The sequence below is a fragment of the Prauserella sp. PE36 genome (genome assembly GCF_003311655.1).
In the GTDB taxonomy this organism is placed as follows: Bacteria; Actinomycetota; Actinomycetes; order Mycobacteriales; family Pseudonocardiaceae; genus Prauserella_A; species Prauserella_A endophytica.
Genome location: NZ_QEQT01000033.1, coordinates 1 through 21864, shown reverse-complemented (window position 1 = coordinate 21864; position 21864 = coordinate 1). Strand labels below are relative to the sequence as shown.

The 21864-nt window shown below is 71.2% G+C and carries 25 protein-coding genes; 9 read left to right on the top strand and 16 right to left on the bottom strand.

Features of this window, described 5'->3' with window-relative positions:
* Together DI005_RS03380 and DI005_RS03375 are read right to left on the bottom strand one after the other, a co-directional pair.
* Positions 1 to 1169 (bottom strand): acyl-CoA dehydrogenase family protein (locus DI005_RS03380; RefSeq protein WP_113641238.1); only part of this gene is annotated, 1169 nt, incomplete at its 3' end.
* Positions 1170 to 1197: 28 nt separating this feature from the next.
* Positions 1198 to 2061, bottom strand: a complete 864-nt coding sequence (locus tag DI005_RS03375; protein WP_113641237.1) for a slipin family protein — start codon at positions 2059 to 2061, stop codon at positions 1198 to 1200.
* 257 nt (positions 2062 to 2318) lie between these two features.
* Here DI005_RS03375 and DI005_RS03370 point away from each other — a divergent pair, with 257 nt between their 5' ends.
* From DI005_RS03370 to DI005_RS03360, 3 genes are read left to right on the top strand one after another with little or no spacing between them, the layout of a single operon-like run.
* Entirely contained in the window at positions 2319 to 3617 is a 1299-nt protein-coding gene (locus DI005_RS03370) for a magnesium transporter MgtE N-terminal domain-containing protein (protein ID WP_112275993.1), read from the top strand.
* Positions 3610 to 4140 carry a DUF1003 domain-containing protein gene (locus tag DI005_RS03365; RefSeq protein ID WP_112275991.1) on the top strand — a complete coding sequence of 177 codons (531 nt, stop codon included), beginning with the start codon at positions 3610 to 3612 and terminating at the stop codon, positions 4138 to 4140. The genes DI005_RS03370 and DI005_RS03365 overlap by 8 nt, the downstream gene beginning before the upstream one ends.
* The gene (locus tag DI005_RS03360) at positions 4137 to 5282 is read left to right on the top strand and encodes an Mrp/NBP35 family ATP-binding protein (protein ID WP_112275989.1); all 1146 of its coding nucleotides are present in this window, start codon (positions 4137 to 4139) and stop codon (positions 5280 to 5282) included. The genes DI005_RS03365 and DI005_RS03360 overlap by 4 nt, the downstream gene beginning before the upstream one ends.
* A 274-nt stretch (positions 5283 to 5556) precedes the next feature.
* Here DI005_RS03360 and tatB read toward each other — a convergent pair whose 3' ends face one another.
* The 4 genes from tatB to sigE all read right to left on the bottom strand — a co-directional run bounded on the left by tatB (position 5557) and on the right by sigE (position 8970).
* Positions 5557 to 5967: a Sec-independent protein translocase protein TatB gene (gene tatB, locus DI005_RS03355; RefSeq protein ID WP_112275987.1), complete on the bottom strand. Its 411-nt coding sequence runs from the start codon at positions 5965 to 5967 to the stop codon at positions 5557 to 5559.
* Positions 5968 to 6008: 41 nt separating this feature from the next.
* On the bottom strand, positions 6009 to 7538 hold the full coding sequence (locus DI005_RS03350) for a S1C family serine protease (RefSeq protein ID WP_113641241.1): 1530 nt from the start codon (positions 7536 to 7538) through the stop codon (positions 6009 to 6011).
* Positions 7539 to 7651: 113 nt separating this feature from the next.
* Positions 7652 to 8335, bottom strand: coding sequence for a zf-HC2 domain-containing protein (locus DI005_RS03345; RefSeq protein ID WP_112275985.1), 684 nt, complete (start codon positions 8333 to 8335; stop codon positions 7652 to 7654).
* Entirely contained in the window at positions 8332 to 8970 is a 639-nt protein-coding gene (gene sigE / locus DI005_RS03340; RefSeq protein ID WP_112275983.1) for an RNA polymerase sigma factor SigE, read from the bottom strand. The genes DI005_RS03345 and sigE overlap by 4 nt, the downstream gene beginning before the upstream one ends.
* Before the next feature lie 179 nt (positions 8971 to 9149).
* Between sigE and DI005_RS03335 the strand changes: the two genes are divergently transcribed.
* Positions 9150 to 9800, top strand: a complete 651-nt coding sequence (locus DI005_RS03335; RefSeq protein ID WP_112275981.1) for an O-methyltransferase — start codon at positions 9150 to 9152, stop codon at positions 9798 to 9800.
* Here the strand turns inward: DI005_RS03335 and DI005_RS03330 are convergent.
* A complete protein-coding gene (locus DI005_RS03330) occupies positions 9754 to 11013 on the bottom strand; it encodes an MFS transporter (protein ID WP_228714183.1) in 1260 nt (419 codons plus the stop codon). The genes DI005_RS03335 and DI005_RS03330 overlap by 47 nt on opposite strands.
* Positions 11014 to 11076: 63 nt before the next feature.
* Between DI005_RS03330 and DI005_RS03325 the strand changes: the two genes are divergently transcribed.
* The gene (locus DI005_RS03325; protein WP_112275979.1) at positions 11077 to 11991 is read left to right on the top strand and encodes a LysR family transcriptional regulator; all 915 of its coding nucleotides are present in this window, start codon (positions 11077 to 11079) and stop codon (positions 11989 to 11991) included.
* On the opposite strand, the gene DI005_RS03320 is transcribed toward DI005_RS03325, so the two are convergent.
* Together DI005_RS03320 and DI005_RS03315 are read right to left on the bottom strand one after the other, a co-directional pair.
* Positions 11979 to 13454 carry a leucyl aminopeptidase gene (locus DI005_RS03320; RefSeq protein WP_113641236.1) on the bottom strand — a complete coding sequence of 492 codons (1476 nt, stop codon included), beginning with the start codon at positions 13452 to 13454 and terminating at the stop codon, positions 11979 to 11981. The two genes, DI005_RS03325 and DI005_RS03320, sit on opposite strands and share 13 nt — an antisense overlap.
* Before the next feature lie 75 nt (positions 13455 to 13529).
* Entirely contained in the window at positions 13530 to 13697 is a 168-nt protein-coding gene (locus tag DI005_RS03315; RefSeq protein WP_009152618.1) for a DUF3117 domain-containing protein, read from the bottom strand.
* A 189-nt stretch (positions 13698 to 13886) separates the two neighbouring features.
* Between DI005_RS03315 and DI005_RS03310 the strand changes: the two genes are divergently transcribed.
* The gene (locus DI005_RS03310) at positions 13887 to 14681 is read left to right on the top strand and encodes an enoyl-CoA hydratase-related protein (RefSeq protein WP_113641235.1); all 795 of its coding nucleotides are present in this window, start codon (positions 13887 to 13889) and stop codon (positions 14679 to 14681) included.
* 6 nt (positions 14682 to 14687) lie between these two features.
* Here DI005_RS03310 and DI005_RS03305 read toward each other — a convergent pair whose 3' ends face one another.
* From DI005_RS03305 to DI005_RS03290, 4 genes are all read right to left on the bottom strand, one after another.
* Complete coding sequence (locus tag DI005_RS03305; RefSeq protein ID WP_113641234.1) at positions 14688 to 15257, bottom strand: DNA-3-methyladenine glycosylase I; 570 nt, start codon at positions 15255 to 15257, stop codon at positions 14688 to 14690.
* Positions 15254 to 15706 carry an SRPBCC family protein gene (locus DI005_RS03300; protein ID WP_113641233.1) on the bottom strand — a complete coding sequence of 151 codons (453 nt, stop codon included), beginning with the start codon at positions 15704 to 15706 and terminating at the stop codon, positions 15254 to 15256. Before DI005_RS03300 ends, DI005_RS03305 begins: the two co-directional genes overlap by 4 nt.
* The gene (locus tag DI005_RS03295) at positions 15703 to 16032 is read right to left on the bottom strand and encodes a DivIVA domain-containing protein (RefSeq protein ID WP_112275970.1); all 330 of its coding nucleotides are present in this window, start codon (positions 16030 to 16032) and stop codon (positions 15703 to 15705) included. Before DI005_RS03295 ends, DI005_RS03300 begins: the two co-directional genes overlap by 4 nt.
* A gap of 102 nt (positions 16033 to 16134) precedes the next feature.
* Complete coding sequence (locus DI005_RS03290; protein ID WP_113641232.1) at positions 16135 to 17052, bottom strand: glucosyl-3-phosphoglycerate synthase; 918 nt, start codon at positions 17050 to 17052, stop codon at positions 16135 to 16137.
* Between the two features lie 47 nt (positions 17053 to 17099).
* Between DI005_RS03290 and DI005_RS03285 the strand changes: the two genes are divergently transcribed.
* On the top strand, positions 17100 to 17768 hold the full coding sequence (locus DI005_RS03285; RefSeq protein WP_113641239.1) for a 1-acyl-sn-glycerol-3-phosphate acyltransferase: 669 nt from the start codon (positions 17100 to 17102) through the stop codon (positions 17766 to 17768).
* Between the two features lie 76 nt (positions 17769 to 17844).
* Here DI005_RS03285 and DI005_RS03280 read toward each other — a convergent pair whose 3' ends face one another.
* Genes DI005_RS03280 through dapE form a run of 3 tightly spaced genes read right to left on the bottom strand, consistent with a single transcriptional unit; the run spans position 17845 to position 20296 of the window.
* Positions 17845 to 18417 carry a TIGR00730 family Rossman fold protein gene (locus tag DI005_RS03280; RefSeq protein WP_112275966.1) on the bottom strand — a complete coding sequence of 191 codons (573 nt, stop codon included), beginning with the start codon at positions 18415 to 18417 and terminating at the stop codon, positions 17845 to 17847.
* The gene (locus DI005_RS03275; protein WP_228714182.1) at positions 18417 to 19202 is read right to left on the bottom strand and encodes a TIGR00730 family Rossman fold protein; all 786 of its coding nucleotides are present in this window, start codon (positions 19200 to 19202) and stop codon (positions 18417 to 18419) included. The genes DI005_RS03280 and DI005_RS03275 overlap by 1 nt, the downstream gene beginning before the upstream one ends.
* A gap of 17 nt (positions 19203 to 19219) precedes the next feature.
* Positions 19220 to 20296, bottom strand: coding sequence for a succinyl-diaminopimelate desuccinylase (dapE, locus tag DI005_RS03270; RefSeq protein WP_112276188.1), 1077 nt, complete (start codon positions 20294 to 20296; stop codon positions 19220 to 19222).
* A 37-nt stretch (positions 20297 to 20333) separates the two neighbouring features.
* Between dapE and DI005_RS03265 the strand changes: the two genes are divergently transcribed.
* Both DI005_RS03265 and dapD read left to right on the top strand, forming a co-directional pair.
* The gene (locus tag DI005_RS03265; RefSeq protein WP_112275965.1) at positions 20334 to 20777 is read left to right on the top strand and encodes a hypothetical protein; all 444 of its coding nucleotides are present in this window, start codon (positions 20334 to 20336) and stop codon (positions 20775 to 20777) included.
* A gap of 22 nt (positions 20778 to 20799) precedes the next feature.
* Positions 20800 to 21783, top strand: coding sequence for a 2,3,4,5-tetrahydropyridine-2,6-dicarboxylate N-succinyltransferase (dapD, locus tag DI005_RS03260; RefSeq protein ID WP_112275963.1), 984 nt, complete (start codon positions 20800 to 20802; stop codon positions 21781 to 21783).
* Positions 21784 to 21864 lie beyond the last annotated feature (81 nt).

Genomic DNA, 21864 nt, shown 5'->3' with positions numbered 1-21864 from the left:
AGGCCGCGGCTGATGATGGTCTTCTGGATCTCGCTGGTGCCCTCGCCGATGAGCAGGAACGGGGCCTCCCGCATCAGGCGTTCGATCTCGTACTCCTTGGAGTAGCCGTAACCGCCGTGGATGCGAAACGCCTCCTGAGTGACCTCGGCGCAGTACTCGGAGGCGAGCAGCTTGGCCATCCCCGCCTCCACGTCGTTACGCACGCCGGCGTCCTTCAACCTCGCCGCGTTCACCATCATCAGATGAGCGGCCTCCACCTTGGTGGCCATCTCCGCCAGCTTGAACGCGATCGCCTGATGCTCGGCGATCGGCCTGCCGAACGTGCGGCGCTGCTGGGCGTACTCCACCGCCAGCTCGAACGCCCGGATCGCGATCCCACACGCCCGCGCCGCCACGTTCACCCGGCCAACCTCGATGCCGTCCATCATGAACGCGAACCCCCGCCCCGGCGCCTCACCCAGCACCCGGGAAGCGGGCACCCGGAACCCGTCGAACACCGCCTCGGTGGTGTCCACCCCCTTGTACCCCATCTTCTCGATCTTGCCCGGAATCGACAGGCCGGGCGCCACCTCGCCATAGCCCTCCGGCTTCTCCACCAGAAAAGCCGTCAGATTCTGATGCGGCTTCTCCCCACCCTCGTCGGTCCTGGCCAGCACCGCGATCAGATTCGACGTGCCCCCGTTGGTCAACCACATCTTCGAACCGTCGATGACATAGTCATCACCGTCCCGCCTGGCACGAGTCTTGATCGCCGCCACATCCGAGCCCAGATCCGGCTCCGACATCGAGAACGCCCCACGCACCTCCCCGGTGGCCATCCGCGGCAGATAACGCTCCTGCTGCGCCCGAGTGCCATGCTGACGCAGCATGTAGGCCACGATGAAATGCGTGTTGATCACCCCCGACACACTCATCCACCCACGGGCGATCTCCTCCACCACCAACGCATACGTCAGCAGCGACTCACCCAGCCCACCGAACTCCTCCGGGATCATCAACCCGAACAGGCCCATCTCCCGCATCCCCGCCACGATGTCCGCCGGATACACATCCCCATGCTCCAGCTCCTGCGCATACGGAACGATCTCCTTGTCCACGAACCCCCGCACCGTCGACAAGATCTCCTGCTGCACATCGGTCAAACCAGCGGTCTGCGCAAGGCGGGCCATGCGTTCTCTCCCGTGACTCGGCTCTTTGTTACCGCTGAGTATGGCCCCTTCCCGTCTCGTCCGCCGGGGTCAGGTGCGCGGCACCATGTTCACCGTTCGTCACCGTGCGGTTCTGCTCCGGCACCGACGGCTGGCCGGTGCCGGACGCCGCCTTGTCGAGGAACCGCAACAGCTCCACCGGGAACGGCAGCACCAGCGTCGAGTTCTTCTCCGCGGCGACCTCCACAACGGTCTCCAGCAGGCGCAGCTGCAACGCCGACGGCGTGTGGGCCATCTGCTCTGCTGCCTTGGCGAGCTTCTCCGAAGCCTGGAGCTCGCCGTCCGCGGCGATGACGCGGCCGCGCCGTTCGCGCTCGGCCTCGGCCTGCCGCGACATCGCCCGCTTCATCGTCTCCGGCAGCGCGACGTCCTTGATCTCCACGCGGTCGATGTGGATGCCCCAGCCCAGCGCGGGGCTGTCGATCATCAGCTCGAGGCCCTCGTTCAGCCGCTCGCGGTTGGACAACAGGTCATCCAGATCGCTTTTGCCGATGATCGAACGCAGCGATGTCTGGGCGACCTGCAGCATCGCGAACCGGTAGTTCTCGACGCCGACGATCGCCTGCTTCGGGTCGATCACCTTGAAGTACACGACAGCGTCGACGCGCACGGTGACGTTGTCCCGGGTGATGCCGTCCTGCGCGGGCACGGGCAGCGTCACGATCTGCATGTTGACCTTGGTCATCCGGTCGACGATCGGGACGATCACGGTGAGCCCCGGTTCGCGCGGGGGGCTGTTCACTCTGCCGAAGCGGAACACGAGACCGCGTTCGAACTGCTTCACGACCCTTACGCTGGCCGCCAGCCCGACAGCGCCGATGGCGGCCACGGTGGTCAGGATCTCTACCAGCATGGCGGCTCCCAATGGTGAACCCCTGTCAACCGATCGTACTCCCGGCGAAAAGGGTTTGATCCTGTTGAGATGCCGCCGGTCGTGCGCGACGGGACCATCCCCCCGGCACCTTCACGAAGCAGCTCCTGAACTGCCCCCCAAGGCCACCTTTGTTGCGCTCAACGCAACAAAGGTGGCCTTGGGGGCAGGCGAAAGGCTCCGCACGGGTCGCGGCGCGTGGCCGGGCAGTGACACCGCTGACGGCATAGTCTGGCCCCATGGCTGCCGTGAACAGGGTCTTCGCAGCTCAGCTGGCACGTCTGCCGGTGTTCGGTCCCGACGGCGAGTCGATCGGAAAGGTGCGTGACCTGGTCGCCGGCCTGCGGCTGGACCAGCAGCCACCGCGCGTGCTGGGCCTCGTGGTCGAGCTGGCCACGCGCCGCCGCGTCTTCGTCCCCATGCTGCGGGTCACCGCGATCGAGCCGAACGCCGTGACGCTCGCCAGCGGCTCCGTGAACATGCGCCGGTTCACCCAGCGCCCCAACGAGGTGCTGGTGCTGGGCCAGCTGTTCGACGCGCGGGCGACGCTCGCGGCCACCGGGGTCAGGGTCACCGTCGTCGACGCCGCCATGGAGCAGGCGCGCACGCGGGACTGGGTGCTGGCCAAGCTCGCGATCCAGGAGCGGAGCGGACCGCTCGGCATCGGCCGGAGGCGCTCGGCGTTGCGGGTGCTGCCGTGGGCGGAGGTCTCCGGGCTGGGGCTCGCCGACCTCACCGGCCAGCCGCAGGGCGCGGGCCAGCTGCTGATGCTGTTCGACACGATGCGCGCGGTGGACGTCGCCGCGACCCTGCGCGACCTGCCGCTCAAGCGCAGGCAGGAGGTCGCCGACGCGATGGACGACGAGCGGCTCGCCGACGTGCTGGAGGAGCTGCCCGAGGACAACCAGAAGGAGCTGCTTTCCCACCTTGCCGAGGAGCGCGCCGCCGACATTCTCGAGGCGATGAACCCCGACGACGCCGCCGACCTGCTGTCCGAGCTGACCCCCGCCGACCAGAACCGGCTGCTCGAGCTCATGCATCCGGACGAGTCGGAGCCCGTCAAGCGGCTGCTGGAGTACTCGTCGGACACTGCGGGCGGGCTCATGACCCCGGAGCCGGTGGTGCTGACCCCGGACGCCACGGTGGCCGAGGCGCTCGCGCACATCCGCAACCCCGACCTCACCCCCGCGCTGGCCAGCATGGTTTTCGTGTGCCGCCCGCCGAGCGCGACGCCCACGGGACGGTACGTCGGCTGCGCGCACTTCCAGCAGCTGCTGCGCGAGCCGCCCGCCGACCTGGTGGCCGCCGCGGCCGACACCGACCTCCCGCCGCTGCGGCCGACCGCGTCGCTGACCGAGGTCACGCGGTACTTCGCGGCGTACAACCTCACATGCGCGCCGGTCGTGGACTCCGAGGACCACCTGCTCGGCGCGGTGACCGTGGACGACGTGCTCGACCACCTGCTGCCCGAGGGCTGGCGCGAGACCGGACTGCACGACGTTGGCACCGCGACGACACAGGAGGCCGAACATGCCTGAGCTGCTGAGCCGCCGACGCCTCGACCAGCCACGGCAGCCACGGCGGCTGGCGCTCAACGTCGACGTGGAGGCGTTCGGCCGGTTCTCCGAGCGGCTCGCGCGCTTCCTCGGCACCGGGAAGTACCTGTTCTGGCAGACGCTCGTGGTGATCGTGTGGATCGCCCTGAACCTGACGGCGGTGACGCTGCGCTGGGACCCGTACCCGTTCATCCTGCTCAACCTGGCCTTCTCCACCCAGGCCGCCTACGCGGCGCCGTTGATCCTGCTGGCGCAGAACCGGCAGGACGACCGCGACCGCGTCTCGCTGGAGGAAGACCGCCTGCGGGCGGCACAGACGAAGGCCGACACCGAGTACCTCGCGCGGGAGCTGGCGGCGTTGCGGCTGGCCGTCGGCGAGGTGGCCACGCGCGACTATCTGCGCAGTGAGCTGGACAAGTTGCGGGAAGACCTCAATGGGCAGCCACGTAGCATGAGGAAAGCAACCGCAACCGCCAGCGACAGAAGGTCGGTGCCCGAGCAGTGACCACTACGCAAGAGACCCCCAGCGTCGAGGACGTCCGGACTGCGTTGAACGACGTCCACGACCCGGAGATCCGCAAACCGATCACCGAGCTCGGCATGGTCAAGGACGTCACCGTCGGCGACGACGGTGCGGTGACCGTCGCCGTATACCTCACGGTGGCAGGCTGTCCGCTCAAGGAGACCATCACGCGCGACACCACGGCGGCCGTGTCGAAGCTGCCGGGTGTCACGGACGTCCATGTAGAGCTCGACGTGATGAGCGACGAGCAGCGCACGGAACTGCGCAAACGGTTGCGCGGCGACTCGGCGGAGCCGGTGATCCCGTTCGCCCAGCCCGGCTCGATGACCAGGGTGTACTGCGTCGCGTCCGGCAAGGGCGGCGTCGGTAAGTCGAGCGTGACGGTGAACCTCGCGGTCGCGATGGCCGAGCGCGGGCTTTCGGTCGGCGTGGTGGACGCCGACATCTACGGGCACTCGGTGCCGCGCATGCTCGGGGCGGGCGAGAAGCCCACCAAGGTCGAGCAGATGATCATGCCGCCGCAGGCGCACGGCGTGAAGGTGATCTCCATCGGCATGTTCACCCCCGGCAACACGCCGGTGGTGTGGCGTGGTCCGATGCTGCACCGCGCGCTGCAGCAGTTCCTCGCGGACGTGTTCTGGGGCGATCTGGACATCCTGCTGCTGGACCTCCCGCCGGGCACCGGTGACATCGCGATCTCGGTGGCCCAGCTGATCCCGAACGCCGAGATCCTCGTGGTCACAACGCCGCAGCAGGCCGCGGCCGAGGTGGCCGAGCGGGCTGGCGCGATCGCGCTGCAGACGCGTCAGCGGATCGCCGGTGTGATCGAGAACATGTCGTGGCTGGAGACCCCGGACGGCTCGCGGATGGAGATCTTCGGTGCCGGCGGCGGCCAGACCGTGGCCGACTCGCTGTCGAAGTCCGTCGGCTCGGAGGTCCCACTGCTGGGCCAGGTGCCGCTCGACCCGCGCCTGCGCGAGCAGGGCGACGCGGGAACTCCGCTGGTGCTCGCCGAGCCGGATGCCGCGGCGTCGCAGGTGCTGAAGGGCGCCGCCGAGAAGCTGACGGTCCGCGCCCGCGGCCTCGCCGGCATGATGCTGAACGTCAGCCCCGCCGGCCGCTAGCCGCGAGTCGCCTGCTCAGGCCCGCGAGTTTTCTGCTCAGGCCCCGCGAGTCTCCTGCTCGTGCTTCGAACGAGGTGACACGAACGCGGAACTCGCGGGCACGAGCTGGGAACTCACGCGCCCGAGCGGGGAACTCGCCCGCCCGAGCGGGGAACTCGCCCGCCCGAGCGGGGAACTCGCCCACCCGAGCGGGGAACTCGCCCACCCGAGCGGGGAACTCGCCCACCCGAGCGGGGAACTCGCCCGCCCGAGCGGGGAACTCGCGGGCAGGCGGTTACGTGGCGTCGGGGTCCACCGGGGGCTTCTCGCCCGCCTTGAGTGGTTCCGGCGCGGGCGCGGCAGCCGCCTTGTGGCTGCCGTTCGAGCCGTTCGAGTGCCCGTTGGTGCCGTTGATGTTGTTCAGCCCGAGCGGGTCCGGGTCACCGTCGAAGAGGTGCTGGGCCACGGCGCGCTTCGGGTCGAAGTTGCGCAGCGAGCGGAGGTCCTCGATCGGTTTGCGGTACTCCTCGAACTCGGGACCCATTTCGTCGCGCAACTGCTGGCGCGCGCCGGAGGCGAAGTCCCTGACCTTGCGCACCGACCGGCCGAGCCAGGCGGCCGCCTCGGGCAACCGCTCGGGACCGAGGATGAACAACGCGGCAACGAGCAGGACGAGGATCTCGCCCCAGCCGATGTTTTCGAACACGCTGCGAACCTCCTCGGAACCGTCGCGACCAGCGTACCGCGTTAGTCTGAACCCAAGGTGACGTCGACGGTAAGGGGACGACCGTTACGGACCACCCGGATCGGCACGACCTCCCCGATGTCGTGCTCCCGGACGGCGACGGTCAGCTCGGCGGCGTTGCGCACCTGGCGGTCTCCGACCTTCGTGATCACGTCGCCTTCCTTGATACCGGCCCTCGAAGCCGGGCCGCCGTCGACCACGTTCTGGATCTGCGCGCCCTCGGAGGTGTTGGCCGCGACGGACGACGCGTTGACGCCCAGGTCGGCGTGGTTGACCTTGCCGTCGCGCACGAGAGCCTCGCTGATCCGCATGGCCTGGTCCACCGGGATCGCGAAACCGAGGCCGATGCTGCCGCCCTCACCGCCGGTGCCGACGGTGCGGATCAGGGAGTTGATGCCGACGAGGGCACCGGTCGAGTCCACCAGCGCGCCGCCGGAGTTGCCGGGGTTGATCGCGGCGTCGGTCTGGATCGCGTCGTAGGTGACCGGGGGGTCGCCGTTCTCGCCCGGCGCCGTGACGGGGCGGTCCAGTGCGCTGACGATGCCCTCGGTGACGGTGTTCTCCAGGCCGAACGGCGAGCCGACGGCCACCACCGCGTCCCCTGGCGCCAGCTCGGAGGACTTGCCGATCTCGATCACCACGGGGTTCGAGACGTTCACCTTGATCACCGCGAGGTCGGTCTTGGGGTCCGTGCCGACGATCTCGGCCTTCGCCCTGGTGCCGTCGATGAACACGGCCGTGATCTCGGCCTCCTCGTCGCGCGTCGCCTGCGAGACCACGTGGTTGTTGGTGACGACGTAGCCCTGCGGGTCGATCACGACACCGGAGCCGAAGCCGCCCGACTGCCCGGACTTGACCTCGATGGACACGACGGCGGGCGACACTCGTTTCGCTATGTCGGCGATCGAGCCGGCGGCCCGCTCCCTGCCGGCCTCGGCCTCGGCGATGTTGAGCTCGCCGGTCAGCGAGTCGCCCGCGCTCGCCAGGCCCCAGCCGACGAGCCCGCCTACCGCGCCGACCAGCAGGGCGATCACCCCGAGCAGGGCGAGCGCGGTGGGCTTGACACGGCGGCCGAACAGCACCTCGGGAAGGCTCAGCAGCGCTCCGCGCGGGCGTTCCTCGTCGTCGGGCTCGTCGTCCTCGGCGAGCACCGCGGGGCCGCCGAGCACCGCGCCGGAGCCGGGGTCGCGCCACGGGTCCCGCGACGACGACCACAGCGGCTCGTCCGGTTCCTGGCCGGGGCGGGCACCGTTGTCGTCCGGTGGCCGCTGGAGAACCACGCTCTCCGAGCCGGGCGGCTTGCCGAACGCCTCGGCCAGCGATTCGGGGGGCGGCGGCTTGGCGGCGCCGCCGTTGCGGTGGCTGGCGGTGTCGGGGGTGTAGAGCTTGTCGAAGGGACCTTCGACCCCGCGCGGCCTGCCGAACGTCGCGGCGAGTGCCGGATCAACGGAGGGACGCGCGATGGGCCGGGGCCGCAGCCGCGGGCCCTGCTCGCCGGGTTCCTCCTCGGGCGGGTTCGGTGGCTGGTTCATCATTCCCCGACAGACAGACGGCTTCAGTGCTCGGTGCGTGGTTGCTCGAGGCGACCCTACGCGCCGAGCTCAGCACTCGAATTCTGCCGCCCCCACAGTGAAGTGGGTGTTGCTCAGCGCGGACCTTCCATCGGCGCGGCGGCCTGGGTGGTGCTCAGTGCCGGTGCCGGCGCCGGTGCGGTCGTGCTGACGCTTGTGGTGGTCGGCGTCGGGGCGGGGCCGTTGCCGAACTGGGCCCGAAGGACACCGGCGGGCGCGGTGCCGCCCTGCTCGCTGTCGGGGTCGTCGGCGCCGACCGTGGCGACGAGCGCGAGCGCGCTCAGCACCAGACCGGACACGACGACGCCGGCGCCCTGCGCCGCGCGGCGCCGGGAGGAGCCGAGACGCGCGCCACTGCCCAGCACATTGGCCGAGCTGCCCAGTGGCGCCGAGCTGCCCAGCGGACCGCTGGGCAGGCCGTTACGGAGGCCGGCGACGCGCTCGGGCCGCTGGATGGCGACGAGCTGGCCGTCGTCAGTGATCGCGAGGTTGTCCGGTGTGGTGGTGATGTCGGTGTGCTCCGGTATCGAGCGCAGGCTCGCGAGGAACCCGGGTGACATCGAGGGAGCCTGTGCGTGCTGCACGGCAGAACGGGCCTGCCGCTGCGCGCGTACGTCGGCCGCGCAGCCCGGACACCGGGCGATGTGTGCCGCGGCGCGCTCGTGGGCGCCCAGCGACAGCTCCCTGTCGACGAACGCGACCACCGCGTCCGGCAACAGGTGCGACTCGGGGAGCCCCCACCCCCGGTGTTCGGTCATACCGTGGCCTCCAACTTGAGCGCGCGGCGACGCTCCAGGGAGGCCTTCAGTGCCTGGCGGCCGCGGTGAATCCTGCTGCGCACGGTGCCGAGCTTAACCCCGAGGGTCGCGCCGATCTCCTCGTACGAAAGGCCTTCGACGTCGCACAGCACGACGGCGGCGCGGAACTCCGGAGGCAGGTCGTCGAGCGCGGCCTGCAGGTCCGGGTCCAGGTGCGTCTCGGAGTAGACCTGCTCGGGGCTCGGGTCGTCACCGACGATGCGGTCGGTGTCGTCGGGCAGTCCCTCCATGCGCACGCGCGAGCGGCGCCGTGCCATGTCCAGGAACAGGTTGGTGGTGATGCGGTGCAGCCAGCCCTCGAACGTCCCGGGCTTGTACGACGCGAGCGAGCGGAACACCCGGATGAACGTCTCCTGGGTGAGGTCCTCGGCGTCGTGTGTGTTGCCCGTGAGGCGGTAGGCCAGCCGGTAGACGCGGTCGGCGTGCTCGCGCACGACCTCGTCCCACGACGGCGGCGTCCACGCGGCGTCCCCCTGATCGCCCGCGGCGCTCACCATGGCTGGCTCTGCCACCTCGGCATCGGTCGGCTTCGGCGCGGTCTGCGTGCTGTTTCGCGACAGCTGAGGCACCTCCATCGGCCTGCTCCCCCTTACTCACCCTGCCCAACGCAGCGGCTGCGTGGAGTGTTCCCATCCTTGGGACGTAGTTTTCCGTGCTTCCTTATGGTTCTAGTGAGATGCGTCTGAGAGCAGCCTGAGAAGATGGTTCAGCGTGGTTGACCGAGTCGCCGGGGCTGCCGCGCTAACCTCTGCGCGTGAACTCCGAGACGAGCATCACGGGGCCGGTGGACCTCGGCGACTTCGTCGAGAGCTACCTCCCCGACGACGAGCTCCTCGCCGCCACGCGGGCGCGCGCCGAGGAGCTCGGCTGCCTGCCGGTGTCGTGCGCGACCGGCGCCGCGCTGGGCTTCCTCGCCGCGACGCTGCAGGCCAGAGCCGTCGTGGAGATCGGGACGGGCACCGGCGTGAGCGGCCTGCACCTGCTGAGAGGCATGGCCGCGGACGGGGTGCTGACGACGATCGACCTCGAACCGGAGTTCCATCGCTCGGCGCGCAGGGTGTTCCTCGACGCGGGGTTCCCGCCGGGGCGCATGCGGCTGATCATGGGCAAAGCACTCGACGTGCTGCCGAGGCTGACCTCGGGTGGCTACGACATGGTGTTCGCCGACGCGGCCCGGGTGGAGTATCCCGGCTACTTCGACCTCGGCGTGCAGCTGCTGCGGCCGGGCGGCGTGATCGTGTTCCACAACGTGCTGGTCGGCGGCAGGCTCGGCGACCCGGCGCGACGGGACCCCGAGCTGCTGGCGCTGCGCGAGGTGGCGAGGGCGGTGCGCGAGGACGAGCGGCTGCGCCCGGCGATCATCCCGGTCGGGAACGGGCTGCTCGCGGCCGCGGTAGGCAGCTGAGCATCGCGAGCGCCAGCCACGCGGTGACGACGGCGACGAGCCAGCCCCACCCCGCGTGGCCGTAGACGACGCTGCCGAGGGTGCCGCCAACGCTGCTGCCGAGGTAGTAGGCGAGCGTGTAGATGCCGCCGGTCTGGCCGCGCGCCCCTTCGGGCGCCTCCGCGGCGGCCCACCCGTTGGCGACGGCGTGCGCCGCGAAGAACCCGGCCGTGAGCAGCAGGAATCCGGCGACGACGAGCGGCAGCGAGTCGGGCAGCGTCAGCAGGGTGCCCGCAATCGTCGCGGAGAGGCCGAGTAGCAGGGAGCGGCGGCGGCCGAGCCGGTGGACGAGCCTGCCCGCCGTCGCGGACGACACCGAGCCGAGCGCGTAGGCGAGGAAGATCAGCGAGGCGATCGCGGGGCTGAGCCCGAGCGGCTCGGCGGTGAGGCGGAACCCGGCGGCGTTGTAGAGCGCGACGAAGGACCCCATGGCGAGCAGGGCGACCGCGTACTGGGCGAGCAGCACCGGCTTCCGCAGTGCCGACCCGATCCCGGCGAACACGCTCCGCAACCTCCCCCACCCCGTCTCTTGGGGAGCAAGGGAGCTTTGCTCTCGTTTCGCGGTAGTAAAGCTCCCTTGCTCCCTACGCGAACGGGGGCTGCGCGGCAAGGTGAACACGGTGAGTAGCGCGCAGAGCAGGGCCAGTACCGCGACCGCGGCGAGTGCGCCGTGCCACCCGAGCCGGTCCGTGGTGAACCCGCTCGCCAGCCTGCCCGCCATGCCGCCGATGGTGTTGCCCGCGATCATCATCCCGACCGCCGCCGCGACGCCGGTCCTGCCGAGCTGCTCCGCCAGGTACGCGGCGGCCACGCCGGGGAAGCCCGCGATCGCGATGCCCTGCAGCACCCGCAGCGCGAGCAGGACCTCGAAGGACGGCGCGAACGGCAGCGCCAGTCCGAGAGCGGCCGACGCGAGCACCGACGCGACGATGATCGGGCGCCGCCCGACCAGCTCCGAGAGCACCGCGATCGGCAGCACCGCGATCGCGAGCGCTCCCGTCGCGACGCTCACCGCCAGCGACGCCCTGCCGGGGTCGAGTCCGAACTCCGCCGCCAGCTGCGGCAGCAGCGGCTGCGGCGCGTAGAGCAGCGCGAACGAGCACACGCCCGCCGCCGCCGTCGCCAGGCTGACCCAGCGGGTCCCGACCGCGCGTTCCCGCGCCAACGTCACCACTCCGGCGACGCTAAGCACCGGCAATCAATACGTCCAATACGCGGATCAGCGATAATCCATACCGTGCCGGATGAATCGACAGACGCCCCGCTCACGGCCGAGCTCGCCGCGCACGCGCCACTGCTGCGCGTGCTGAGGCTCACTCGCAACGTCACCCGCGCGGCACAGGAGCTCGGCATCCCGCAGCCCACGGCCAGCCGGCGCCTCGCCGCACTCGGCGAGCGCCTCGGCGCTCCGGTGATCGTCCCGGAAGGTCGCGGCATCCGGCTGACACGCGCGGGTGAGCTGCTGGCCGAAGCCGCCGACCGCGCGCTCGACGTGCTCGCGGGCGGCGTCCGCCAGGTCCGCGAGGAGATCGACCCGGAACGCGGGCACGTCGAACTCGGCTTCCTGCATCTGCTCGGCCGCTCGCTCGTGCCCGGACTGCTCCGCGACTTCCGTGCCGCGTACCCGCACGCCCGGTTCAGCCTCGTCCAGGGCTCGCGGCAGGAGATCGTCGACCGGCTCCGCGCGGGCACGATCGACCTCGCCCTTGTCGCACCGCCGCCAGAGGAGGCCGACGTCGAGGCCGTCACGCTCGCCGAGGAGGAGCTGTTCGTGTCGGTCCCGGCAGGGCACCGCCTCGCCGGCCGGCGCCTCGTGCGCATGACCGACCTCGCCGACGAGGACTTCGTGATGCTCGAACACGGCTACGGCCTGCGCACCATCACCGACGACCTGTGCCGCCGCGCCGGGTTCACGCCGACGATCGCGTTCGAGGGGCAGGAGTCGGACACCGTGCGCGGCCTGGTCGCCGCGGGACTCGGCGTGGCGCTGCTGCCGAAGTTCGAGCCGGGCACCCCGGCTGGCGTCGCCGAGGTGCCGCTCGCGCCGAGGGTCACGCGCGCGATCGGCCTCGTGTGGCCGGTCGGCTACCCGCTGCCACCCGCCGTGGCGGCGTTCCGGAACTTCGTACGCGAACGGGCTCAGGTGCCGTAGGACGCGGCCAGCTCGACCAGCGTGCGCGCCGCGAAGCCGGTGCCGCCTGGCACCACCTCGTCGTAGTTCTTCTCCGAACGCGCCGGGCCGGCGATATCCAGGTGCGCCCACGGCAGGCCCGCGGTGAACTCACGCAGGAACAGCGCGGCGGTGATCCCGCCAGGCCCGGGCGGCGCCTGCCGGACGTCGGCGATGTCGCTGCGCACGTCGGCGGCGTGGTCCTCAAGCAGCGGCATCCGCCACCACTGTTCGCCCGCCCGCTCCCCCGCGGCCCGCACGCGCTCGGCCAGCTCGTCGTCGCTGGCGAAGAGCCCGCCGGTGCGCAGGCCGAGCGCCACCTTCATCGCTCCCGTCAGCGTCGCGACGTCCACCACGGCGTCCGGCCGGTACCGCTGCACGCCGTAGGCGATCGCGTCGGCCAGCACCATCCTGCCCTCGGCGTCGGTGTTGGCGACCTCCGTGGTGCGCCCGCCGTAGTGCCGCACCACGTCGCCCGGCCGGTAGGACGAGCCCGACACGTGGTTCTCCGCTGCTGGCACGAGACCCGTCACGCGCACGCCGAGCCGGAGTGCCGCGATCGCCCGCATCGCGGCGATCACCGCGCCACCACCGGACATGTCGGTGCGCATGAGGTGCATGCCCTCGGCCGGCTTGATCGAGATGCCGCCGGTGTCGAACGTGATGCCCTTGCCGACCAGCAGCAGGTGTGTGGTGGCCCCGCGCGGCCGGTGGCTCAGCTCGATCAGCCTCGGCGGGCTCGCCGAGCCGCCGCCCACCGCGAGCACGCCGCCAAAGCCCTGCGCCGTCAGCCACTCCTCGTCCCGCACGGTGACCGAGAGCCCGGGGACGTCGTCCGCGGCCTGCTCGGCCACGCCGGCCAGCCACGCGGGGTTCTTGACGTTCGCCGGGGTGTTGGCGAGGTCGCGGGCCAGCGCGGAGGAGGCCGCCAGCTCGCGCGCCCTGTTCACGGCGTCCTCGTGCGCGGGCACGGCGCGCTGGTCCGTGGTCAGCAGGCGCACCGCGCGCACGCTCGCCTTCGGCTCCTCGGAGCTGACCCGGTAGCGGTAACCGCCGAGCAGCGCGCCCGTCGCGAACGCCGCGTACCGCTCGGAGCCGACGTCGGCCGGGAGCTGGACCAGAACGCGCTTCGGAACCTTGCGGCCCGCGTTCGACTCCGCCTCCGCGAACGAGTTGGCCGCGCGGATGAACGCCGCCCCAGCCGCGCGGTACTGCTTCTCCGTGCCGTCGCCGACGCCGACGAGCCACCTCGGCCCCTCGTCACCGGGCACCACGTGCACCTCGCCCGCCTTGCCGGTCGCGCGCAACCGGTCGGCGACGTCGGTGTACGGGGACTCGCCGTCAGGGGTGAGCACCGCGGCGAGCGGCTCCCCCTTGCGCGCGGTGTCGCCGACCTCGACATCGAGCAGCCGGCTGGGTACGGACGGGAGCGGGGAGCGGGCCATCGGCGGCCTCCAGGCACGGTGAAGACAGCCAGCCCGAACGGAGTCGACGCTGGCGGGTACGGGCAGAGAACGTGGTTAGCTGGTGGCCTCCTGAAGGGCCGCACCGAGGTCCTTGGCCTCCTCGGCCGACAGCTCGACGACGAGTCGCCCACCGCCCTCGAGCGGTACGCGCATCACGAGGCCCCGCCCCTCCTTAGTAACTTCGAGGGGACCATCTCCGGTCCGGGGCTTCATGGCCGCCATAGCGTGCTCCCTCCGTCTTCAAGCAGTGCCCGGCTCGCGCTCCTGGGAACAACCGGGTCGTGACCATTGTCCCCCATCAGCAGCTGGCCGTGAACGCGGACCGATCTTAGCGTCGGGGCATCCATGCTGGTATGCGGCTCGCGGGGCTGTCAGACTCGCGTGGCGACTCAGACGGACGGAGGGTTTTTCGTGACCACCGATGACGTGCTGCTGCGGAGCGACAGCGACCGCGTGCGCACACTGATCCTCAACCGCCCCAAGGCATACAACTCGCTCACGGTCGAGCTGAAGGAGCGGCTGCTCGCCGAGCTGCGGGACGCCTCGGCCGACCCGGGGGTGCGGGCGATCGTGCTCACCGGGGCGGGCAAGGCGTTCTGCGCCGGGCAGGACCTCAAGGAGCACATCGGACTGCTGGAGGCGGGCGACGACGCGCCCCTGCGCACGGTCACCGAGCACTACAACCCCATCGTCAGGGCGATCGTCGAGGCACCCAAGCCCGTGATCGCCGCCGTGAACGGCCCCGCCGCCGGCGCGGGCGCCGCGTTCGCCTACGCCGCCGATCTGCGGATCGCGGCGGCTTCCGCCAACTTCCTGATGGCCTTCGCCAACGTGGGCCTCGGTCCCGACTCGGGCGCGTCGTGGACGCTGCAGCGGCTGATCGGCTACGGCCGCGCGGCGGAGCTGATGCTGCTCGCGCGTCCGGTCGACTCCGCCGAGGCGCTGCGCATCGGCCTGGTCGGCGAGGTCGTCGCCGACGAGGACCTCGCGGCGAGGGCGCAGGACCTGGCGGCGAAACTGGCCGGGGGCCCGACCGCCGCCTACGCCAAGATCAAGGGCACCCTCACGGCCGCCGCCGAGAGCACCCTGGAGGAGGCGCTCGCCGAGGAGGACGCCGCGCAGACCGCGCTGGGCGCCACGACCGACCACCACGAGGCGGTCGCGGCCTTCGTGGCCAAGCGCAAACCGGACTTCATCGGCAGCTGAGCCCGCTCAGCCCGCCCGGAAGCAGCCCTCGACGTGGTCGTCGACCATGCCGGTGGCCTGCATCATCGCGTAGCACGTGGTGGGGCCGACGAAGGCGAAGCCGCGCTTCTTCAGCGCGCGCGCCATCGCCTTCGACTCGGCCGTCACCGCGGGCACGTCGGCCATCGTGGCCGGCCGCAAGCGGCCTTCCGGGTCGGGCGCGAACGACCACAGCAGCTCGTCGAGCGGCACGTCGAGGCTCACGATGGCCCGCGCGTTGGTGATGGTCGCCAGGATCTTCGCGCGGTTGCGCACGATCGAGGCGTCGCCGAGCAGGCGCGTCACGTCGTCCTCGCCGAAGGCGGCCACGCGTTCGGGATCGAAACCGTGGAACACCCGCCGGAACGCCTCGCGCTTGCGCAGGATCACCAGCCACGACAGTCCGGATTGGAACGCCTCCAGCGAGAGCCGCTCGAACAGCGCGACCTCGCCGCGCAGCGGCACACCCCACTCGGTGTCGTGATAGACGGCGTAGTCGGGCGCCGAGTTGCCCCACGAGCACCGCGCGACGCCGTCCTCACCCAGCAGCTCGCTCATCCGCCCACCACGTAGGACTCGGCGAACTTGGCGAAGTTGTGCAGGGAGCGTCGAAGGCCAAGGGAGAACACCGGCTTCACCAGCGGCCAGCCCAGCCGCCCCACGACCCCGAACGGGAGGTCGAGCTGCTCTGACCAGATGAACACCGACCGGCTCGGACCCCGGTCCTGCACGTGGAACGAGCCGGTGCCGCGCACGAGAAAGCCCAGGTGACGCACGGTGCAGCGCACGGGCGGCTCCCAGCTCGTGATCTCCATCGAGTCGGTGAAACCGACGCCGGCGACGCCGGTGAACGCCTCCAGCTTCGAACCGACGCTGCGGCCGTTGCCGGACACCACGCGCACGTCGGTGCCGAGCAACCACTCGCGCTGCCGGTGCCAGTCGGTGAGCGCGAGCCACGTGGTCCCGGCCGGTGCCGCGACGTCGACGGACAGCACCAGATCGGTCACTGGGACGCCTCGCGTTCGTTGCGCTCGACCCGCTCCGCCAGCTGGGCCTCGAGGTCGGCGACCCGTGCACGCAGCCCGTCGATCTCGCCGCCCAGCCGTCCCATCACCCAGTCGACCTCGGACATCTTGTAGCCACGCAGCACGAGCTGGTACTTCACGGCGCTCACGTCCTCGCCGGTGATGTCCTCGGCGGGCAGCCGGGTCGGCGAGCTGCCCGGGGCCAGCGGAGCCAGTTCCTCGCCCCGGCCGAACACAACGGCAGCCAGCAGGAACACCACGGCGGCCACGAGCAGCATCACGACGAGATAGATGAGCGCGGTGGTCACGTCCCGATCGTGGCACACGGCGCCGCGGTGACCGCAGTGAAGGCCACCATGCCTGCGTTCAACGCAGTGAAGGTGGCCTTCACTGCGGTTGGGAGGGCCACCTCAGCGGCGGGCGGCGAGCACCTCGCACATCGGGGGGCGGTCGGTCACGGCCACCTCGGTGTGCTCGGGCAACCACTCGCCCGCCACCTGCGTGAACTGGGTCAGCCCGGCGCCGGAGGCCTCGATGTCGCAGCGGGCGAGCGCGGTGCCGAGGATCTGCCGCGCCATGACACCGAGCTGCAGCAGCGAGCGGTTGCGGTGCTTGCGCACCCCGAGGTTCACCTGGGCGAGCGCGTCGAGCCCGTACCGGGACTCCGCGTCGAGCAGCAGGCCGATCTCCACGCCGTACCCCGTGGCGAACGGCACCGACTCCAGCAGCTCCCGCGTGCCCGCGTACTCGCCACCGAGCGGCTGCACGAGGCCGGACAACGCGGGCCGCAGCGCTGCGAGCAGCGGCCTCGCCAGCAGCTCGGTGACGCGGCCGCCGCCGGTGCCCAGCTCCTCGGACTCCAGCCGCAGCGGCCTGCGGTAGAAGCCCTTGACCAGGTGGACTCCGTCCTCGCACAGCAGCGGGCCGAGCAGCGACGGCACGAACCCGGGGTCGGGGTCGACGAGGTCCGAGTCGAGGAACACCACGACGTCGCCGGTGGTGGCGGCCAGCGACCGCCAGAGCACCTCGCCCTTGCCGGGCAGCGGCGTCCAGTCCGGCAGCACGTCCTCGCGGTGCACCACGCGCGCGCCCGCCCGCGCGGCGACGTCGGCCGTGCCGTCGGTCGAGCCGGAGTCGAACACCACCAGCTCGTCGACGAGCGTGCCCAGCAGCGGGCGCACCGAGGCGACGACGCCGCCGACCGTTCCGGCCTCGTCCAGGGCGGGCAGCACCACGGAGACCGTGCGCCCGCCCTTGACGAGACGCAGCTCATCGGCCGTCCACTGTGGAGACTGCCAGGTTCGCCGGGCGAACCACTCCTCGTTCATGAGAACCGATCGTGCCATGCTGGATGGACAACGCCGCTGGAGGAGACGTGCTGCAACTGCTGATCCGCCGGGTACTCGCGCCGCTGACCAGGCTCGTGTACCGGCCGATCGTCGTCGACGCGGACAAGGTGCCACCGACCGGGCCGGTGATACTGGCCGCCAACCATCGCTCCGCCGCCGACACCTTCGTGATCCCCATCGTGACGCCGCGGCCCGTCGCGTTCCTCGGCAAGGCCGAGTACTTCACCGGCAAGGGACCGAAGGCGCGCCTGATGGCGGCGTTCCTGTCCGCGCTCGGCTACGTGCCGGTGGAGCGCGGTAACGCGGCGGCGGGGCTGGCCGCGCTCGGCGCCGCCCGCCGGGTGCTCGACGACGGCGGCGCATTCGGCATCTACCCGGAAGGCACGCGTTCCCTCGACGGCCGCCTGCACCGGGGGCACACCGGGGTCGGAGCGCTCGCGCTCGCGACCGGCGCGCCGGTGGTGCCCGTGGCGCTGACCGGCACCGACCGGCTCCTCCCGCACGGCAAGAAGATTCCGAGGCTCGTACGGGTCACCGTGCGGTTCGGTGACCCGCTGGAGTTCTCCCGTTACGAAGGGCTCAAGGACTCGCCCGCCATCCGCCGCGCGGTGACCGACGAGATCATGTACGCGATCATGGAACTGTCGAAGCAGGAGTACGTGGACGCCTACCACAAGCGCCCCAACGCCGCCTGACCGTTCACACCGCTTTCCCGCCCCCCAAGGCCACCTTTGTTGCGTTGAGCGCAACAAAGGTGGCCTTGGGGGAAGGTCAGTCCTCCGCCCATTTGTCGACGGGGACCCCGTCGTGCCGCTCGAAGGCGTCGAGCAGCGCCACGGGGTCCGCGTCGATGGTGATCAGCTCCCGGCTGGCCTTGTTGAGAAAGCCCTCGGCCGACATGTGCTCGATGAACTCGGCGAGCTTGCCGAAGTAGCCGGACGCGTCGACGAGGCCGATCGGCTTGGCGTGCAGGCCGAGCTGGGCCCACGTCCACACCTCGAAGAGCTCCTCGAGCGTCCCGGCCCCGCCCGGCAGCGCGAGGAACCCGTCGGACAGCGAGGCCATCGTGGCCTTGCGCTCGTGCATGTCCTCCACGACGTGTAGCTCGGTGAGGTTGTGGTGCGCGATCTCCACCCGCATCAGATGCTTCGGGATCACGCCGATCACCTCGCCGCCCGCGGCGAGCGCACCATCGGCGACGGCGCCCATCAGGCCCACGCTCGCCCCGCCGTAGACCACGCCGAGGCCGCGTTCGGCGAGCAGGGCGCCCAGCTTGGCGGCCTCCTCCGCGTATCCGGAGCTGTTGCCTGCCGACGAGCCGCAGAACACGCATACGCGTCGCACTAGTGAGTGTCCTCCCACGCCTTGTACGCCTCGAGCACGACGCCCACCGCGTCGTCGATGTCGTCGGTGACGTGCAGCAGATCGGCGTCGCGTTCCCCGATCTTGCCCTCGCCGAGCACCGTGTTGCGAACCCATTCGTAGAGCCCGCCCCAGTAGTCGCTGCCGAAGAGCACCACCGGGAACTTCGTCACCTTCTTCGTCTGTACGAGCGTCAGCGCCTCGAACAGCTCGTCCAGCGTGCCGAACCCGCCCGGCAGGCAGATGAACGCCTGCGCGTACTTGATGAACATCGTCTTGCGGGTGAAGAAGTAGCGGAAGTTGACGCCGAGGTCCACCCACGGGTTCAGCCCCTGCTCGAAGGGCAGCTCGATGCCGAGCCCGATGGAGAGCCCGCCCGCCTCCGACGCGCCGCGGTTCACGGCCTCCATCGAGCCGGGGCCGCCGCCGGTGATCGCGGCGAAGCCGGCGTTGGCCAGCGCGGCGCCGATGTCGCGGCCGAGCTGGTACTCGGGGTGGTCGCGCGGCGTGCGCGCGGAGCCGAACACCGTGACGGCACGCGGAACCTCGGCCAGCGCGCCGAAGCCCTCCACGAACTCGGCCTGGATTCGCAACACGCGCCACGGGTCGGTGTGCACCCAGTCGCTGGGGCCCCTCGAGTCCAGCAGGCGCTGGTCGGTGGTCGAGTCCTCCGCCTGGCGGGACCGGCGCAACACCACCGGACCACGGTGCCGTTCCGGTGGGTGTTCCGCGTCGTCCGGGATGCTGTGTGTCACCTGGTCACTCACAGCGCCCAGCCTAGAGGTCAGGTCCCCAGGAACGACCGGAGAACCTCGGCGACGCGGTGGATCTCGGCGACGGCGACGTGCTCCTGCCGCGTGTGCGCGAGCGTCGGGTCACCGGGGCCGAAGTTCACCGCAGGCATCCCGAGCGCCGCGAAGCGGGCCACGTCGGTCCAGCCGAGCTTCGCCGCGGCCTCTCCCCCGGCCGCCGCCACCAGCTCCGCCGCCGCGGGCTCACCGAGTCCCGGCAGCGCACCGGGCGAGCTGTCGACCACGGTCACGTCATGGCCGTCGAACACCTCGCGCAGGTGCTGCTCGGCCTGTTCGGGGGTGCGGTCGGGGGCGAACCGGTGGTTGACGGCGAGCACGGCCGCGTCCGGGACGACGTTGCCGGAGACCCCGCCGCCGATGCGCACGGCCTGCAGGCCCTCGCGGTAGGTGAGCCCGTCGATCTCGACGACCCTCGGCTCGTAGGCGGTGAGCGTGCGCAGCGGTTCGGCGAGCGCGTGGATGGCGTTGCTGCCCATCCACGCCCGTGCCGTGTGCGCACGTGTGCCGGCCGTGCGCAGTTCGATGCGCATCGTGCCCTGGCAGCCAGCCTCGATCACGGCGTTGGACGGCTCACCGACGATCGCGAGGTCACCGGAAAGCCAGTCGGGCAGCTCGCGCTCGATGCGGCCGAGGCCGTTGCGGACGGCCTCCACCTCCTCGCAGTCGTAGAACACGAACGTCACGTCGTGCGTCGGCTCCGGCAGGGTGGCGGCGAGGTGCAGGAACACCGCGTCGCCGCCCTTCATGTCCACGGTGCCCAGGCCGTGCAGCACCTCGTCGGAGCCGCTGCCGGTGCGCTTGCCGGGGAGGTTGTCGTTCACGGGCACCGTGTCGAGGTGCCCGGCGAGCACCACGCGCGACGGCCTGCCCAGCGACGTGCGCGCGAGCACGGCGTCGCCGTTGCGCACGACCTCCAGGTGCGGGGCCTGACGGCGCAACGCGGACTCCACGGCGTCGGCGATCACCGCCTCCTCCCCGGACACGCTGGGGATGTCCACCAGTGCGGCGGTGAGGTCGACGGGGTCGGAACGCAGGTCGAGCGAGGGCATGAGCAGCACCGTATCTCGCGGTGCGTACGGTTGACTCGTGCGTACCCGTGCTCTGCTGGTCACCGCCGCCGCTGTGGTGTTGCTGCCGCTGTCCGCCTGCGCCCGCGAGGCGGGTCCGACGCCGAAGGGCGCCGCGCCCGACCCCGGCCCCGGCGCACTGCGGGTGAAGCTCGAGGCACTGACGATGGACGTGTGCTTCACCGACCCCACGGAGATGGACCCGCCCGGCTGCCAGAAGTACGTCACCCAGCTCGGCACCGTCCCCGGCACGGCGCAGAAGTTCGCGGGCACCGAGCATCCCGAGCTGGCCGAGGCGGGGCGGGCGCTCGACAAGGCCATCAGGGGCTACCGCGACAACACGTGCGGCACGCAGGGTTCCGCCGACGCGTGCACGGAAGCACTGGTCGACATGTCGACCGCGCTGGGGCAGGTCAAGGCGCACGTGTCCAAGCTGCCCGAAGTCACGACGCAGTCGGGCTGAGCCACGGGTTACCGTTACGGCCGTGAGTGAGCAGACCCCCAATCCGGAGACCACGGGCGCGACCGGCGTCGGCCTGGCGACCATCACCACCGACGGCACGGTGCTCGACACGTGGTTCCCGCATCCGAAGCTGACCACCGACGGCGAGGCAGGCACCGCGCGACTGTCGGACGAGGAGGCCGCCGAGGTGCTCGGCGAGGCCGCTGTCGCGCTGCTCGGCACGGACACCGATCGCGGGGTCGAGGTCGTCGCCGTGCGCACCTCGATCGCCTCGCTGGCGAAGGCGCCCGCGGACGCACACGACGTGTACCTGCGCCTGCACCTGCTGTCGCACCGGCTCGTCCGGCCGCACGGGCTGAGCCTCGACGGCCAGTTCGGGCTGCTGGCCAACGTGGTGTGGACCAACCACGGCCCGTGCCCGGTGGACGGCTTCGAGGCGACGCGCCTGCGCCTGCGCGCGAGGGGCCCGGTGACCGTCTACAGCGTGGACAAGTTCCCGCGCATGGTGGACTACGTCACGCCCAGCGGCGTGCGGATCGGTGACGCCGACCGTGTCCGGCTCGGCGCCCACCTGGCGAGCGGCACCACCGTGATGCACGAGGGCTTCGTGAACTTCAACGCCGGCACGCTCGGCGCCTCCATGGTCGAGGGCCGCATCTCGGCGGGTGTCGTGGTGGGCGACGGCAGCGACGTCGGCGGTGGCGCGTCGATCATGGGCACGCTCTCCGGCGGTGGTACCGAGGTGATCTCGGTCGGCGAGCGCTGCCTCATCGGGGCCAACGGTGGCGTCGGCATCTCGCTCGGCGACGACTCCGTCGTCGAGGCCGGCCTGTACGTCACAGCGGGCACGAAGGTGGTCGTCGAGGGCAAGTCCGTCAAGGCCCGCGAGCTCTCCGGCATCTCCGGCGTGCTGTTCCGCCGCAACTCGGCGACGGGCGCCGTCGAGGTCGTTCCGCGCGAGGGCACCGGTATCGAGCTCAACGCCGCCCTGCACGCGAACGACTGACCCCTTTCGCAAACCGGCTCGCGCGCCGTCGTCGGTCGTCCTGCTCGGCGGGCTCTGGGCCGCCAAGCTCGTGGTCTTCCG

Excerpts from the sequence above, each read along its gene's own strand:
- DI005_RS03315 (WP_009152618.1), bottom strand. The coding sequence starts at position 13,697 with ATGGCGGCCATGAAGCCCCGGACCGGAGATGGTCCCCTCGAAGTTACT.
- DI005_RS03370 (WP_112275993.1), top strand. The coding sequence starts at position 2,319 with ATGGCTGCCGTGAACAGGGTCTTCGCAGCTCAGCTGGCACGTCTGCCG.
- DI005_RS03345 (WP_112275985.1), bottom strand. The coding sequence starts at position 8,335 with ATGACCGAACACCGGGGGTGGGGGCTCCCCGAGTCGCACCTGTTGCCG.
- DI005_RS03365 (WP_112275991.1), top strand. The coding sequence starts at position 3,610 with ATGCCTGAGCTGCTGAGCCGCCGACGCCTCGACCAGCCACGGCAGCCA.
- DI005_RS03320 (WP_113641236.1), bottom strand. The coding sequence starts at position 13,454 with ATGGCCCGCTCCCCGCTCCCGTCCGTACCCAGCCGGCTGCTCGATGTC.
- DI005_RS03375 (WP_113641237.1), bottom strand. The coding sequence starts at position 2,061 with ATGCTGGTAGAGATCCTGACCACCGTGGCCGCCATCGGCGCTGTCGGG.
- sigE (WP_112275983.1), bottom strand. The coding sequence starts at position 8,970 with ATGGAGGTGCCTCAGCTGTCGCGAAACAGCACGCAGACCGCGCCGAAG.
- DI005_RS03290 (WP_113641232.1), bottom strand. The coding sequence starts at position 17,052 with ATGAACGAGGAGTGGTTCGCCCGGCGAACCTGGCAGTCTCCACAGTGG.
- DI005_RS03305 (WP_113641234.1), bottom strand. The coding sequence starts at position 15,257 with ATGAGCGAGCTGCTGGGTGAGGACGGCGTCGCGCGGTGCTCGTGGGGC.
- dapE (WP_112276188.1), bottom strand. The coding sequence starts at position 20,296 with ATGCCCTCGCTCGACCTGCGTTCCGACCCCGTCGACCTCACCGCCGCA.
- DI005_RS03350 (WP_113641241.1), bottom strand. The coding sequence starts at position 7,538 with ATGAACCAGCCACCGAACCCGCCCGAGGAGGAACCCGGCGAGCAGGGC.